Origin of the sequence: Marinomonas sp. SBI8L, assembly GCF_001624705.1 — a bacterium.
Taxonomy (GTDB): Bacteria; Pseudomonadota; Gammaproteobacteria; order Pseudomonadales; family Marinomonadaceae; genus Marinomonas.
This window is the reverse complement of record NZ_JSEO01000005.1, coordinates 30,761-44,955: the sequence shown is the minus strand read 5'-3', so window position 1 is coordinate 44,955 and position 14,195 is coordinate 30,761. Positions and strand designations below refer to the sequence as shown.

Sequence of the window (14,195 nt, the reverse complement as noted above, 5' to 3'; positions counted from 1 at the left end):
TTAATAACAGTTAAGGGTTAGGGGTTTTCATGTCGACTGAAATGCTTAAAGATGCATTAGATTTTGATCTTATTGCGGATGTGTTTGTAACTGAGTCTATTGGGGCTTCACCAGCAGAATTGCATGGTCAATTATGTGGTTATCTCGCCTCTGGTGTGACTTTATTATTAGAAGATTGGATCGCTATGGTGGTTGAGTTTTGTGATATTGAAAGTTGGAAGGAAGAAGCAAGTCGAGATGCCATTGTCGAGCTCTATACCGCAACTCAAGCATTATTTGCCAATGGCGAGTATGCATTGGACCCTGTTATAGCAGATGAAGATTCAAGTCTAAGTGATCGTGGTGTTACTTTGGCAGAATGGGCGCATGGCTTCTTAGCGGGTTATGGCTTGTCAGGGCAAAAACAGAATTTGTCTGATGATACGACACAAGTATTGCGTGATTTTGCCAACCTATCTGGTATGAAAGGTGAGATGCGTGAGTTAGAAGACAGTAATGACAATGAGAAAGACCTTACTGAGCTGATTGAATATGCCAGACTGTCTGCCATGATGCTGTATTCAGAGCACCATGAAGTGCAGCCGCAAGATAAAAATAATCAAACAAAGATACATTAAGTCTAAATTGAACTTAGTGTATAGCAGCAAATAAATGCTGCTTTTTATTGTTTCTATTATCCATCTAATTTGAGAGGTGAAAATGAATTTGCCGATTGCCAACTTCCAAGCTCGTCGTCAATTATTACAAGCAAAATTACCAGAAGGATTTGTTGCCATTGTGCGTGCAGGTGAGTTATGTGCTCGTAACAGTGATTGTGATTTTGAATTTCGACCGAATAGCCATTTCTTTTATTTGACTGGTTATGCAGAGCCTGGTGCTTACGTATTGATTAACAAAACACAATCTATCTTATTTAATCTACCAAAAGATCCTGAGAAGGAACAATGGGATGGATTTCGTCATGGGGTTCAAGGTGCTGTTGAAAACTTTGCGTTTGATAAGGCTTTCCCTTTAGACGATATGGATGAGCAAATCATTAGCTTATTAGATGGTAGTCAGTCAGTTTGGTTTGATTTCTCTGATGATGTTTTACAGCAGCAAATAGTAAGCTGGCAACAAACCTTGGCTAAGAAAGTAAGGCAAGGTGCGCAAGCCCCTGCTCAGTTTAATCAGTTAGCAAGTCTTCTAGGTGAGATGCGTTTGATCAAGGACGCTGAAGAAATTGCCTTAATGGAAAAGGCTGCACAAATCAGTGTCAAAGCACATCGGTTAGCTATGCAAACTGTGAAACCTGGTATGAAGGAATATGAGCTAGAAGCTGAGCTGAATTATTGCTTTATGAAATCAGGCTCAAGAACGCCCGCTTACAATAATATTGTTGCTTCTGGTAGTAATGCTTGTACCTTGCATTACATAGAAAATAACGCAGAGATCAAGGATGGTGATCTAGTCTTAATTGATGCGGGTTGTGAGCTAGGGTTTTATGCGTCTGATATTACTCGCACCTTCCCTGCCAATGGTAAGTTCTCTGAGCCACAAGCAGCACTCTATAATCTAGTATTAAAAGCGCAAAAAGAAGCGATTGATGCTGTCGTTGTAGGCTCTAAATACACCGACTTTCATGATGTAGCTGTGCGTGTATTAAGCCAAGGCCTGATTGAGCTTGGGCTACTGCAAGGTGAATTAGAAAGCGTGATAGAGGATAAAGCCTATCGCGATTTTTATATGCATAATACCGGCCATTGGATTGGCATGGATGTACATGATGTAGGGGCTTATAAAGTTGAAGCTGAATCACGTCCACTTGTTCCAGGTATGGTAGTTACAGTAGAGCCTGGTTTGTATGTCTCAAAGGGCAATATGCAAGTTGATGAAAAGTGGCGTGGCATTGGTATACGTATTGAAGATGATGTACTAGTGTCTGAATCTGGCCCTGTTATTCTGACTCACGGGCTTGTTCGTGATATTGATGAAATTGAAGCCTTGATGCAGAAGCACTAATTTTAAAATTGAATAAATTGGGTAGGAGATTGGCCTAATGACAGCAGATATCTTAATTGTTGGTGGTGGCCTAGTGGGCGCATCCTTTGCGCTAGCTTTAGCAAGTCATAACCGAGAGTTAAACATTTGTATGGTGGAGTCTATAGAGGCTTCATCGGAATCTCAGCCAAGCTTTGATGATAGGTCGACAGTCTTAAGTAAATCCAGTGCGAATATTTTTGCTGATATGGGAATTTGGCCTCATTTAGCCAATCTGGTAGCACCTATCCAACATATTCATACATCAGAAAAGAGGCAGTTTGGAATGTCTCGGCTCCATGCTACTGACTATGATGTTGAGGCTATGGGTTACGTTGTGGATAACAAAGGCCTAGGTACACAGCTTTATTCACAATTAAAAGCCTTTTCTAATGTACAAATACTGTCTCCCGCTAAAGTAACGAATTTAAATGCCAAAGCTGACTATTATCAGGCAAGTGTTTTAGATTTGGACTCTGGTGTTGCTGCTGACTATCAAGTTAAATTGGTTGTTATGTGTGATGGTGGTCGTTCTGACTTAGCCAAACAGTTGGACTTGACTCATCAAGTAAAAACGTATGATCAAGCAGCACTTATTGCCAATATTGAGTTGCAAAAGCCTCATCAAGGTTGGGCTTATGAGCGTTTTGCTAAAGAAGGTCCGATTGCCATGTTACCTTTGCCTAATTTTCATGGAAGAGACAGATCAGCGCTTGTCTGGACTACATCTATGTCATCCTTAGATGAGAGAATGGCTCTGTCTGACGCGGACTTTTTATCTGAATTACAGGCTGAATTCGGGCATAGATTAGGCCGTTTTAAAGCGGTTGGAGAAAGAACCTATTACCCGCTCAAAATACAAAAAGCCAATGAGTTTGTTCGCTCCCGTTTGGCTATCTTAGGTAATGCGGCTTACACACTTCACCCAGTTGCAGGTCAAGGGTTTAATCTTGCTTTAAGAGGTGTTGCATTACTTGCCCATAATGTCTTGTCGAGTCTAGCTAAGGGTGCAGATATCGGGGCGCTTTCAAACTTAAATCAATTCGCTATTGAGCAAGATAAAGATGCCAAACGCATTCAAACGGCTAGTCATGGTTTAGTATCTGTTTTTGCTGCTCAAAACCTTCCTATTCGTTTTTCTCGTAATTTAGTTAATTTAGCGCTAGATCACTGTCCACTTGCTAAGGGAAGCTTTGCCCGTGCAGCAATGGGGCTGGATGTACATAAGCCCACCATACGAATTTGAATGAGCTGGCGAGTAACAATTTAATAAGGTGAGATAATGAAAAAGTCTTATGACGTAATTTTGGTCGGGGCTGGCATGGTCGGAGCTCTAGCTGCAAACCTTCTTGCCCAGCAGGGCTTTATCGTAGCACTGGTGGATAAAGGAAATGGTCAGTGCCAATTATCCGAGTTTCCTTATTATGATTCTAGGGTCAGCGCCATCTCACGTCATTCTCAAGCACTTATCGAAAAGAGTGGTGCTTGGCAGTTAATGGATGCTAAACGTTTGACTCCCTATCACCAAATGAAAGTTTGGGATGGGCTAGGTACAGGTGAAATTGCTTTTAGTTGTGATGATGTACATTTAAGGGAACTCGGTCACCTAGTTGAAAATCAGGTGCTGAATCAAGCTTTGCTAACCCAGTTAGAAAGCCATCATAAACAGGTTGATTGTTTTTATGCCGCTTCTGTTAGTCAGTATCAAAAACACGAATTGGGTGTGCAGGTAAGTTTAGACGATGGGAAAACCATATCTGGACAGTTATTAATCGCCGCGGATGGTGCAAATTCTTTAATGCGCGCTCAAGCACAAATTGAGACGAAAGAATGGGATTATCAACATAACGCGATTGTCGCGACAATTGAGCTAAATAAAAGTCATGAAAATACCGCATGGCAAAGTTTTGGTGAAGAAGGCATTTTAGCAATATTGCCTATGCCTAATTTTGAAGGCCGTCATTTTGCATCAATTGTTTGGTCTGTTCCTCCCAATGAAGCAGAAGCCTTATTATTACTCAGTCCAGAGATGTTTTGTCAGCGTTTGAATTATGCAATCTCGAATGAGTTTGAGGTGTTAAGTCTCATTAGTAAGCCTATTTCTATTCCTTTAAGGCAAAGGCATGCTTTGCAATATGCACAGTCTGGTGTTGCGTTAATTGGTGATGCGGCTCACACCATACACCCTCTCGCAGGCCAAGGTGCAAATTTAGGTTTTGCGGATGCTGGCGCTTTGGTTGATGTTTTGAGTAAAGCAAAGGAAAGAGGCGAATCCTTATCTAATGACAGAGTGTTAAGGCGATACCAAAGAGCCAGAATGTCTGACAATATCCGTATGTCTGCCAGTATGGAATTTTTTAAGCGCTTATATGAAACACAATACCCTTTAGCTGTTTTTGCTCGAAATAAGGGAATGGGCTGGATGAATAATCAAAGACTTGTTAAAAATCATATCATTAGTTTGGCACTGGGCTGATATGTGATTTTCTTGCAAAATAACTGTCAATTATATGAAAAGTGGTTGTGTGACTTTTGTAAGCTTTAAGTGAAATTTTATTAAACAGAAATGATAACGACTAGCATTTTCATTATGGATGCGCTACTTTATGGCGGTTCACTTTTCTCATCGCTAACTTGTTGAGTAAGTACATTTAATTCTTTGTGTCAGAGGCCATCATGTCATTCAAACCTTTTGCTCTTGCTACACTTGTTACTTCTATCGGTTCTAGTGCTGTTTTCGCCGGTGAAGTCTATAACGAATTTCCAGTGACTGTTGCAGGTTACCAAGGTAGTGCAACTTCATCTGTGTCTTATAGCGGTCAAGCTGCGAGACACGTTATCCATAATTCTTTAAAAAAGACTATTTCTAAAGGACAAGGTAAGCAGGATGCTGATCAAGCCGCTAAATTAGCGCTTTATTTTGAAGCAAAGGATGCTGACAGAGCCATTTTAGACCCTGTATCTAAAGAGGGTTTTGCAATTAAGCAAACTACTGTTGGTGAAATCTCTAAAGGCAAGAATCTATCTTCAAAGGCTTATAAAGGTGCTGTAACTGCTTGGCCAGGTAATATGACTGGTCAAGAAGTGCTAGAAGATATGATAGCTAAAGCCGCTAAGGTGAAAGGTGGTTTTGATCCTGTAAATGGCTACGACTATACTCAGCTAATTTCTAAATTCACCATGGGGGCGGTTTTCTATAACCAAGCTGTAGATGGCTATTTAGACGAAAAACTAAATAACAGCAAAAAAACCAATGATAAAGCTTACAAAGAAGGGGCTGCATACTCTGCAAAAGAGCATTATTGGGATGAAGCTTTTGGTTATTTCGGTGCACCAGCTCACGCTCTAACACTAGATGCTAAAAGTTTGTACGGTATTGCTAAGAAAGACCCTAAGTATTTCTCAGCAGCTGATTATAACAAAGATGGTGTTGTCGATCTTAAAACCGAAATGGTTTATGCGCACGCATACTATGCTGCCGGTTCTGATAAATCAGGCAAAACTAACTACCTAAATAACATCGTTAGTGCATTCTACGATGGCCGTGCATTAATTCATGACGCTCAGGGTACTAAACTTGACCAAGCTCAGATGGCTAAGCTAAATGATTATGTGAATACTATTCGCGTAAACTGGCAGCAAGTGATTGCAGAAGCTGCGTTTAAATATGCTGGTTCTGTGTATAAAGACCTTGATAAGTTAAGTGTAATCCAAGAAGCAAATGGTGATGTGACTAAAGCATACCGTGCTTATGCAAAACATTGGGGTGAGCTAAAAGGTTTTGCTATGGCATTACAAGTTGGCGGTGAAGATCTAGGTGAAACAGCGGTTAAATTGAATCGCTTAACTGGTTTTAGCCCAGTATTGCTTGGTGATACACAAGTGATTGCTCGTAATGTTAAAGGTGAGTTTGTACAGTCTTCAAGCATTTCAATGGAAGAGTACAAATTACACATGATGAAGATTCAGTTGCTATTGGCTGAGCGCTTTAACCTGAAAGCTCGTTCAAATGATGTTCTTGCGGGTATGGATGAGTTAGCAGCTAAACTTAGCTCTTCAACTTCTATCGAAAACGACTAATAGCCATTAGTTGTTTATCTTAGTTAGTCTATTTAAGGCTAACTAAGAGAGTATGAGATTATGCTGTAATGGAAGTATTCTGGAATGAGTATTGGCAAACACTTTTTGGGGGTCTAATTAGCCCTCAAAAGAGAGTGTCATTAGCTTATTTAGTAAGTGCTTTCATTATAGCGATTTTATGTTTAACCCTTTTTAGTAAGCTTTCCATAAAAAACGCTCTGCGTCATGTCTTTCAGGCCAAAGTTTGGCTATCAGCAACTGCATTTGCTGACTATAAAACCTTAGTCATTAATGCCTTTGTTCTTAAGTTAATCTCACCTTTTTTATTAGCTAAGATGCTGGTTGCTATCTGGTTGTTTGAGCAATGGCATTGGTTAATGCCTGATAAACTTGAGGCGAATATTTGGCCAACCTGGTTGGTCGTGCTCTGCTTCACGATTTTTCAGTTTGTGTTAGATGACTTTTGTCGATTTTATCTGCATAGATTGATGCACAAATGGCAATTTTTATGGGCTTTTCATCAGGTACATCATTCCGCAACAGAGCTAAATCCTTTTACTGTGTTTAGAACGCATCCAGTAGAGTCTGTGCTCTTCTCTTTACGTTCAACGTTAAGCCAAGGCTTTTCAATTGCCTTGTTCTTTTATTTATTCCCTAATCAAGTGGATATTTACATGGTATTGGGTGTGAATGTCGTGATTTTTGCTTTTAATCTTCTAGGGGCTAATTTGCGTCATTCGAATGTGATGCTTTGTTACCCTCATTGGCTTGAGAAAGTTTTAATTTCGCCTGCTCAACATCAAATTCATCACTCTGTGGCGAGAGAGCATTGGGATAAGAATTTTGGTGTCGTGTTAGCCTGTTGGGATAAGTGGTTTAAGAGCTTGCATCATTCCGATCCAACTCAAACGCTTAAATTTGGATTGGGCTCGAATACAGGAAAGAATCATAATTCTCTACTTGCTTTGTATCTATTGCCTTTTTTGCAATCAGCTCGCTTTCTATGTATTGAACCTTGTCAATTAGTGGTTAAAAAACTGAAGGTGGTATTAGAAAAGCGTAGGGTTTAAATATAAATGGTAATTGATTTCATTTATAATCAATTTAATATTTTCAAGATTTTTTATCAGGATAAATACGGCGACACTTTATATGTTAAATTTTAATTCTAAAACACTTGTTACCAAACTTGCTCGTCCTCATTTAAAGCTTTCTTCTATCTTGTCTTTTATTTTAGCTTCAGGCCTATCTTTACCTGTTATAGCTGACGAAGAAGTGAATGTTTACTCCGCTCGTAAAGAAGCTCTAATCAAACCTATGCTTGATCGTTTCGAAGAGGAATCAGGTGTCGCAGTCAACTTAATTACAGGTTCTGCCGATGCTTTATTAAGACGTTTACAAGTTGAAGGTGAATATAGCCCTGCGGATATATTTATTACTGTAGATGCCGGTCGTTTACATAGAGCAAAAAAAGCGGGTGTATTACAGCCGTTTCAAACTGCAAAAATAGATGAGCTCGTTCCTGAGCATCTGCGTGATAGTGATGATTACTGGTACAGCTTGTCACAGCGCTCACGCACTATTTTTTATGCTAAAGATAAAGTGACACCTGAGCAGCTATCTAGTTATGAAGCGTTAGCAGATAGTGAGTGGAAAGGCCGTATTTGTGTCCGCTCATCAGGAAATATCTATAATCAATCTTTGGTTGCTTCTATGATAGAAGTGAATGGCGCAAAGGCGACCCAAGAGTGGGTGAAAGGTTTGATGGCTAATTTGGCTCGACCTCCTTTTGGTGGTGATACAGACTTATTGAAAGCTGTAGCCACAGGCGTTTGTGATGTAACCATTGCTAACACTTATTACTTTGGTCGTATGATGAAGAGTGATAATGCATTAGATCAATTAGTGGCAGAAAAAGTTGGTGTGTTTTGGGCTAACCAAGCAGAATCAGATCGTGGTGTACATATGAATGTGAGTGGTGCGGGTATTACTGCAGCATCAGTCAATAAAGACAGCGCAATTAAATTAATTGAATTTTTATTATCTAATGAAGCCCAAACTTGGTACGCAGATGTGAACAACGAATATCCAGTTGTTGATGGTATTGCACCTCCTGTAAATCTAGCAAGCTTCGGTGACTTTAGAACGGATAAAATTAGCCTAACAAAGTTGGGTGATAATAATTTAGAGGCGGTTAAAATTATGGATGCAGCGGGTTGGAAGTAACCTGCTACTCTGTATTTAATGCTTTAACTAAACAGAATAAGTAGAAAGGAATGATGTTGGATTTGGCCAAAAGAATGACCTTATTTCGACCAAATTGGTTGATGCTTATTTCTGTTGCGGTTGCACTTCTGTTGGCTTTGCCTGTTTTGGTTATCTTGACCAATGTCCTCACAGGTCAAGCCAATGTTTGGCAGCATCTTATTGATACTGTCCTAACTGACTATATTTCTAGTTCCTTATTATTAATGTTGGGTGTCGGTGCAGGCAGCCTTTTGCTAGGTGTACCAACCGCTTGGTTAACAAGTGTGTGTCGTTTTCCTGGGCATAAATGGCTAGCTTGGGCTTTGCTATTACCCTTGGCAGTACCAGCTTATATTATTGCTTATACCTATACTGGTTTATTAGATTTTGCTGGCCCTGTTCAAACCCTCATTCGTGATCTAACAGGTTTATCTTACGGGGAGTATTGGTTTTTCGAAGTGCGTTCTCTGCCCGGTGCAATTGTGATGTTATCACTTGTGCTTTATCCCTATGTTTATCTCATGTCTCGGGCTGCATTTTTAGAACAATCGGCAAATACATTAGAAGTAAGCCGCTCTTTAGGGTATAGCCATACTCGCTCGTTTTTTAAGCTCGCCTTACCTTTAGCAAGACCTGCCATTGTTGCAGGTGTGACACTAGCCTTGATGGAAACCTTAGCCGATTACGGCACGGTTAAATACTTTGGGGTCGCCAGTTTTACCACGGGTATTATGCGTACCTTTAATGGTTTTGGTGATGCGGCTGCGGCATCTCAATTAGCCTCAGTGCTCTTGTTATTCGTTACTTGCCTTATTTTGTTAGAACGCTATTCAAGACGCCGTATTAGTTATCACTCTTCAGGTATTCGTAAGGCATCTAACCGTAAAATTGAGTTGAATAAGAAGCAAGGTGTACTCGCAGCGCTGGTGTGCTTTTTACCTGTCTTTTTAGGTTTTATTGTGCCGGGATTGCAGCTAACTTACTGGGCTATTTTTAGTTCAGAAGGAATAGATTCTTCATTTATTCAACTGGCTTGGAACTCCTTGTATCTTGCTGCGTTAGCCGCATTGATTGCGGTAGTTTTAGCACTTATATTAGCTTATGCAAGCCGTTTGAATAAGCGTAAAGCGGTGCAAGCTTCTGTTACTGTCGCTGGGTTAGGATACGCTTTGCCGGGTACTATTATCGCAATTGGCATTATTATCCCATTTGCATGGTTAGATCATAAGATTATCGCTTGGGTTCAAGAGGTATTCGAGGTGAGATTTGGTCTGATTCTATCCGGTACCTTGTTTGCGCTTTTATTCGCTTATACTGTTCGATTTATGGCAGTTTCGCTTGGTGCTGTTCAAAGTGGGTTGGGTAAAATTACCCCTAGTTTAGATGCTGCGGGACGCTCTTTAGGTTATAAGCCTATGGATGTGTTACGTAAAATACATCTACCTTTGATGAAGAGTTCGGTATTAACGGCATTATTGATTGTCTTTGTTGATGTATTGAAAGAGCTACCAGCCACTTTAATATTAAGGCCGTTCAACTTTAATACTTTGGCTGTTAGGGCGTTTGAGCTTGCCTCAGATGAGCGATTAGCTGATGCTGCACCTGCTTCCTTAATGATAGTGTTGGTGGGTTTAGTTCCTGTTATTCTTCTGAGTCGTTCGATTGGCTCAGGTCAAGCACATTAACCTTGAGTACGTTTTAAGTGAGAGATATGACTTCATTACCACCTGCTCATATGTTGACAGATTTAGATATTAAGAATGTATCTGTTTCCTATGATGATAAGGCCATTATTCAAGGCGTTAACTTTAAGCTAGTCGCTGGGCAAATTGGCTGTTTGTTGGGGCCGAGTGGCTGTGGTAAGTCAACTTTGTTAAGAGCTATTGCGGGCTTTGAGCAAGTCTCTGCAGGGACGATAGAATTAGATGGTAAGGTGTTATCTGAGCCAGGTTCTTTGATTAACCCTGAGCAAAGAAATATCGGCATGGTGTTTCAAGATGTCGCTTTATTTCCACACTTAACCATTAGTCAGAATATTGAATTTGGTATTCAGCATTGGAGTAAATCCGAGCGTCAGCAGCGTACAGAGCACTTATTAAAATTAGTTGGCTTGAGTGGATTTGAAACTAGGTATCCAAGTTCTCTGTCGGGTGGTCAACAACAGCGTATTGCACTGGCACGTGCTATGGCGCCTAAACCTAAACTCTTGTTAATGGACGAGCCCTTTTCTGGTTTGGATGCCAAGTTAAGAGAAGAGTTAGTGCCTGATGTAAGGGCAATTCTCTTAGCTGAAAAAATGAGCGCGATTTTAGTTTCTCATGATCAAATGGAAGCCTTTGCGATGGCTGATCAGATTGCTGTCATGAGTGAAGGACAAATTCATCAATTAGATACGGCTTATCAGATTTACCATAAGCCAGCGACAAGATTTGTTGCGAGCTTTATCGGACATGGGGATCTGTTACCTTCAAAAGTGTGTGGCTCAAACTGTGTGGTTTCAGATTTAGGTGAAATCAAAGGTAAAACCGATCATGGCTTTAAAGCAGATGAAGAGATTGACTTGTTAATTCGCCCTGATGATATCCTGCATGATGATGATAGTGAGTTTATGGGGGAGATAGTCAGTAAGTGGTTTAGAGGTTCTCACTTTTTATATAGAGTGCGTTTAGCGTCGGGCAAAGTCGTATATTGCTTTGCATCTTCGCACCATAATCATTGTGTTGGTCAGTCAATTGGTTTGTCTGTGCATTTGGACCATTTGGTGTTATTTCCAAGAGAGTCTTAGTTCGATTTAAAGTATGTAAAAAAGCAAAAAAAGGAAGCGTATTAGCTTCCTTTTTTTATATTTGATACATCTGCTTTGCCAAGTTTAGGTTAACTAACGCCAACACCTTGCTCATGGCAAACTTCAATAATCCCTTCAAAGTCATATGGGGTTAACTCTAAATGCTCTAGGCAATAATGGCCGACTTTCTCCCATTCATGGTCAAATTGTGCATTACCTACTAGTTTATAAGTGCTGCAAATATGTTCTGCCATTTTTAAGATAGACGCAAAGGTTAGCGTTTTTGTATCACCAGCAATACGTTCGCCAAAAAGCTTTTCAAGTCTGTGTTGATGAGCGATTACATGGGAGCAGGTCTTAGGTAGGCCCCAAGATTTAGCAAGGTAATAACCTATTACAGAGTGGTTTGTCTTGAAGTGTTTGTTTTCTAGGTTAGTCAGTTGGAAGTCTGGATCGTTATAACCTTCTTCTAATACTGGCTGATAACCTTTGAAACGCTGCATCATAAGAGGAATACCAGCATTATGAAAAAGGCCTAATGCATAACATTCATCTTGATACTTAAAGCCAATTTGTTTAGCGATACTTGAGCAGACTGCCGCCACATCCATGGCATTGTCCCAAAAGCTGTGTAACGAAGCGATAGAGTCATCTGAAAGCTCACTTTTAACCGCTAATGCATTGATGATATTCGCCACACTATTAATACCAAGCATCATAACGGCTTGCTTAATAGAGGTGATTTTTCTTTGTAAACCAAAAAATGCTGAGTTTACAAATTTCAGCATGGCAGCGGAAAGGCCAACATCTTGTGAAATAATTTGGGCGATTCTATCCATGTCAGGCTCTGGCATGGCTTGTTCCATATGAAGATCGACCATCACCTGAGGTTGTGGTGGTATGGTGATGCCTTGGAGTACACGTTTTAATTGGTCTGTGCTTAGGTCGGAAGACATGACTACTCGATAAAATTTACAGGATAATGTCAGTATGAAAACGCTACAAAATGGGCGCAGCAAAGAATAATAGAAAATTAATCGTACGAAAACGATTAGAATGCCGCAAAATCATAGCAAAATCTAGCCCAGTAATTATAATGCTTTTTTCTCTTTCGTGGATGATTATTTTGAGTGTAATACGACTAAAAGGCCAAGCGGACAGACGTTTAAGAGCAGGCCATCAATGGATTTACAGTAATGAAGTAAATACAGATGCTACGCCTTTGAAACAGTTTACCGCTGGTGATCAGGTAGTAGTCGAAGCAGCTAATGGCAAGCCATTAGGAATAGCTATGATTAATCCAAGTACCTTGATTTGTGGCCGTTTGATTAGTCGTGACCTTAAATCGCCTATGGATAAGTCTCTAGTTGTGCATCGCTTAAAAATTGCTTTGTCATTGAGAGAGTCTGTTTACCCAGCCCCATATTATCGTCTTGTTTTTGGCGATTCTGATGGCCTTTCAGGTCTAGTTGTTGATCGTTTTGCTGATATTTTAGTGGTACAAATTTCGACGGCTGGTATGGAACGCATTAAAGAAGAGATAGTGACAGCCTTGCAAGAAGTGATTAAACCTTCAGCTATCTTGATGAAAAATGATGGCAAGATGCGCGATGTGGAGGGTCTAAACTCTTATGTAGAAGAAGCCTTTGGCACCGTGCCTGAAGTTGTTTACCTGCAAGAAAATGATGTTTTGTTTGAAGCGCCTGTTTGGGACGGCCAAAAAACAGGTTGGTTCTATGATCACAGAGAGAACCGCAAAACCTTGCAAACCTTTAGCCCTGGGAAACGTGTGCTAGATGTATTTTCTTATGTCGGTGGATGGGGTGTGCAGGCGGCTTCTGCTGGTGCGACTGATGTGACCTTTATTGACGCTTCTGAAAAAGCATTAGGTCATGTAGAAAGTAATCTGACGATGAACCAGTACGAAGGTAATGCTAACTTGATGCAAGGGGATGCTTTCGAGTCTATGCAATCTCTGATTGATGATAAACAAAGGTTTGATGTGGTTGTGATAGATCCGCCAGCTTTTATTACTCGTCGTAAAGATACTAAATCAGGTGAGAGTGCCTACTACAGAGCAAATCAGCTTGCGATGCGTTTGGTAGCAAAAGGCGGCACCTTGGTGACGGCATCTTGCTCAATGCATTTAAAAGAAGAGAAATTACATGAGATTGTTCGTAGTAACTCTCGTTCACTAGAACGTTTTTCTCAGCTAATTTATCGTGGAACTCAAGCGCCAGATCATCCAGTTCATGCATCAATTGAAGAGACAGAATACCTAAAAGCACTTTTCTATCGTGTCCATAATAATATGGGGCTTTGATAGTCAGGCGTAACATATAAAAAGGCAGCTTAGGCTGCCTTTTTATATGTTATTGATATTAATCTCGTAACGAAATGTGTTGCCAGTTTCTTTGTTCAGCAAGCTGGCTAAGTTTGTCATCACCATCAACAACAATCGGCTGGCTAACCAATTCGAGCAGAGGTAGATCGTTATGAGAATCACTATAAAAATAGCTGCCTTCCAGCGTATGGCCTGTTTCTTTAAGCCAAGCATTTAACCTTGTAACTTTGCCTTCCTGAAAGCTTGGAATCCCCGTGACTTTACCCGTATAGCGATCTTCGATGATCTCTGGCATAGGTGCAATAAGGTGATCCATACCAAAATATTGACTGATCGGGCCTGTTACAAATTCATTAGTGGCCGTGATTATCATCAAGAAATGGCCTTTTTCTTTATGCTCTTGAACCAGCTTTAGGGCTTTTTCTTGCATCATAGGCATGATCTTTTTAGCCATAAAGGCATTATGTAAATCTTCAAGTTGAGCCTGATTGAATTGGGTTAATGGGGCTAAGCTAAAGGCTAAGTATTCATGAATATCTAGGCCACCTGATAGGTAATCTTGATAGAATTTATCATTAGCTGTTTTATATGTATCAGCATCAACTATGCCTTCTTCTACTAAAAACTGCCCCCAATTGTAGTCACTATCACCCGAGAGTAGGGTGCCGTCTAGATCAAAAATTGCCAGTGTCACAGGACTTCCTCAATACATGATTTTGC

General features: G+C 40.3%; 12 protein-coding genes. 10 read left to right on the top strand and 2 right to left on the bottom strand.

Annotated features, from left to right (window positions below; translation table 11 throughout):
- Nucleotides 1-29 precede the first annotated feature (29 nt).
- The 9 genes from OA91_RS08540 to OA91_RS08500 all read left to right on the top strand — a co-directional run bounded on the left by OA91_RS08540 (nucleotide 30) and on the right by OA91_RS08500 (nucleotide 11,131).
- A complete protein-coding gene (locus OA91_RS08540; RefSeq protein WP_063337911.1) occupies nucleotides 30-617 on the top strand; it encodes a UPF0149 family protein in 588 nt (195 codons plus the stop codon).
- 82 nt (nucleotides 618-699) lie between these two features.
- Entirely contained in the window at nucleotides 700-2,001 is a 1,302-nt protein-coding gene (locus tag OA91_RS08535; RefSeq protein WP_063337910.1) for an aminopeptidase P N-terminal domain-containing protein, read from the top strand.
- Between the two features lie 37 nt (nucleotides 2,002-2,038).
- Nucleotides 2,039-3,265 (top strand): 2-octaprenyl-6-methoxyphenyl hydroxylase, encoded by a 1,227-nt coding sequence (ubiH, locus tag OA91_RS08530; protein WP_063337909.1) that lies wholly within the window; start codon nucleotides 2,039-2,041, stop codon nucleotides 3,263-3,265.
- 36 nt (nucleotides 3,266-3,301) lie between these two features.
- Nucleotides 3,302-4,495, top strand: a complete 1,194-nt coding sequence (locus tag OA91_RS08525; protein WP_063337908.1) for a UbiH/UbiF/VisC/COQ6 family ubiquinone biosynthesis hydroxylase — start codon at nucleotides 3,302-3,304, stop codon at nucleotides 4,493-4,495.
- Between the two features lie 200 nt (nucleotides 4,496-4,695).
- A complete protein-coding gene (locus OA91_RS08520; protein ID WP_063337907.1) occupies nucleotides 4,696-6,099 on the top strand; it encodes a DUF4856 domain-containing protein in 1,404 nt (467 codons plus the stop codon).
- 68 nt (nucleotides 6,100-6,167) lie between these two features.
- The gene (locus OA91_RS08515) at nucleotides 6,168-7,169 is read left to right on the top strand and encodes a sterol desaturase family protein (protein WP_063337906.1); all 1,002 of its coding nucleotides are present in this window, start codon (nucleotides 6,168-6,170) and stop codon (nucleotides 7,167-7,169) included.
- Nucleotides 7,170-7,251: 82 nt separating this feature from the next.
- Nucleotides 7,252-8,325 (top strand): Fe(3+) ABC transporter substrate-binding protein, encoded by a 1,074-nt coding sequence (locus tag OA91_RS08510; RefSeq protein WP_063337905.1) that lies wholly within the window; start codon nucleotides 7,252-7,254, stop codon nucleotides 8,323-8,325.
- Between the two features lie 53 nt (nucleotides 8,326-8,378).
- Nucleotides 8,379-10,031 (top strand): ABC transporter permease, encoded by a 1,653-nt coding sequence (locus OA91_RS08505; RefSeq protein ID WP_046017860.1) that lies wholly within the window; start codon nucleotides 8,379-8,381, stop codon nucleotides 10,029-10,031.
- A 26-nt stretch (nucleotides 10,032-10,057) separates the two neighbouring features.
- Nucleotides 10,058-11,131, top strand: coding sequence for an ABC transporter ATP-binding protein (locus OA91_RS08500; protein WP_046017861.1), 1,074 nt, complete (start codon nucleotides 10,058-10,060; stop codon nucleotides 11,129-11,131).
- Between the two features lie 89 nt (nucleotides 11,132-11,220).
- On the opposite strand, the gene OA91_RS08495 is transcribed toward OA91_RS08500, so the two are convergent.
- Nucleotides 11,221-12,087 (bottom strand): HDOD domain-containing protein, encoded by an 867-nt coding sequence (locus OA91_RS08495; RefSeq protein WP_046017862.1) that lies wholly within the window; start codon nucleotides 12,085-12,087, stop codon nucleotides 11,221-11,223.
- Nucleotides 12,088-12,248: 161 nt separating this feature from the next.
- On the opposite strand from OA91_RS08495, the gene OA91_RS08490 reads away from it, so the two are divergent.
- Nucleotides 12,249-13,454, top strand: a complete 1,206-nt coding sequence (locus OA91_RS08490; RefSeq protein ID WP_197477782.1) for a class I SAM-dependent rRNA methyltransferase — start codon at nucleotides 12,249-12,251, stop codon at nucleotides 13,452-13,454.
- 58 nt (nucleotides 13,455-13,512) lie between these two features.
- Here the strand turns inward: OA91_RS08490 and OA91_RS08485 are convergent, their stop codons facing one another.
- Entirely contained in the window at nucleotides 13,513-14,169 is a 657-nt protein-coding gene (locus OA91_RS08485) for an HAD family hydrolase (protein WP_063337904.1), read from the bottom strand.
- Nucleotides 14,170-14,195 lie beyond the last annotated feature (26 nt).

Excerpts from the sequence above, each read along its gene's own strand:
- OA91_RS08495 (WP_046017862.1), bottom strand. The coding sequence starts at position 12,087 with ATGTCTTCCGACCTAAGCACAGACCAATTAAAACGTGTACTCCAAGGC.
- OA91_RS08490 (WP_197477782.1), top strand. The coding sequence starts at position 12,249 with ATGATTATTTTGAGTGTAATACGACTAAAAGGCCAAGCGGACAGACGT.
- OA91_RS08520 (WP_063337907.1), top strand. The coding sequence starts at position 4,696 with ATGTCATTCAAACCTTTTGCTCTTGCTACACTTGTTACTTCTATCGGT.
- OA91_RS08540 (WP_063337911.1), top strand. The coding sequence starts at position 30 with ATGTCGACTGAAATGCTTAAAGATGCATTAGATTTTGATCTTATTGCG.
- OA91_RS08505 (WP_046017860.1), top strand. The coding sequence starts at position 8,379 with ATGTTGGATTTGGCCAAAAGAATGACCTTATTTCGACCAAATTGGTTG.
- OA91_RS08510 (WP_063337905.1), top strand. The coding sequence starts at position 7,252 with ATGTTAAATTTTAATTCTAAAACACTTGTTACCAAACTTGCTCGTCCT.
- OA91_RS08500 (WP_046017861.1), top strand. The coding sequence starts at position 10,058 with ATGACTTCATTACCACCTGCTCATATGTTGACAGATTTAGATATTAAG.
- OA91_RS08515 (WP_063337906.1), top strand. The coding sequence starts at position 6,168 with ATGGAAGTATTCTGGAATGAGTATTGGCAAACACTTTTTGGGGGTCTA.
- OA91_RS08535 (WP_063337910.1), top strand. The coding sequence starts at position 700 with ATGAATTTGCCGATTGCCAACTTCCAAGCTCGTCGTCAATTATTACAA.
- OA91_RS08525 (WP_063337908.1), top strand. The coding sequence starts at position 3,302 with ATGAAAAAGTCTTATGACGTAATTTTGGTCGGGGCTGGCATGGTCGGA.
- ubiH (WP_063337909.1), top strand. The coding sequence starts at position 2,039 with ATGACAGCAGATATCTTAATTGTTGGTGGTGGCCTAGTGGGCGCATCC.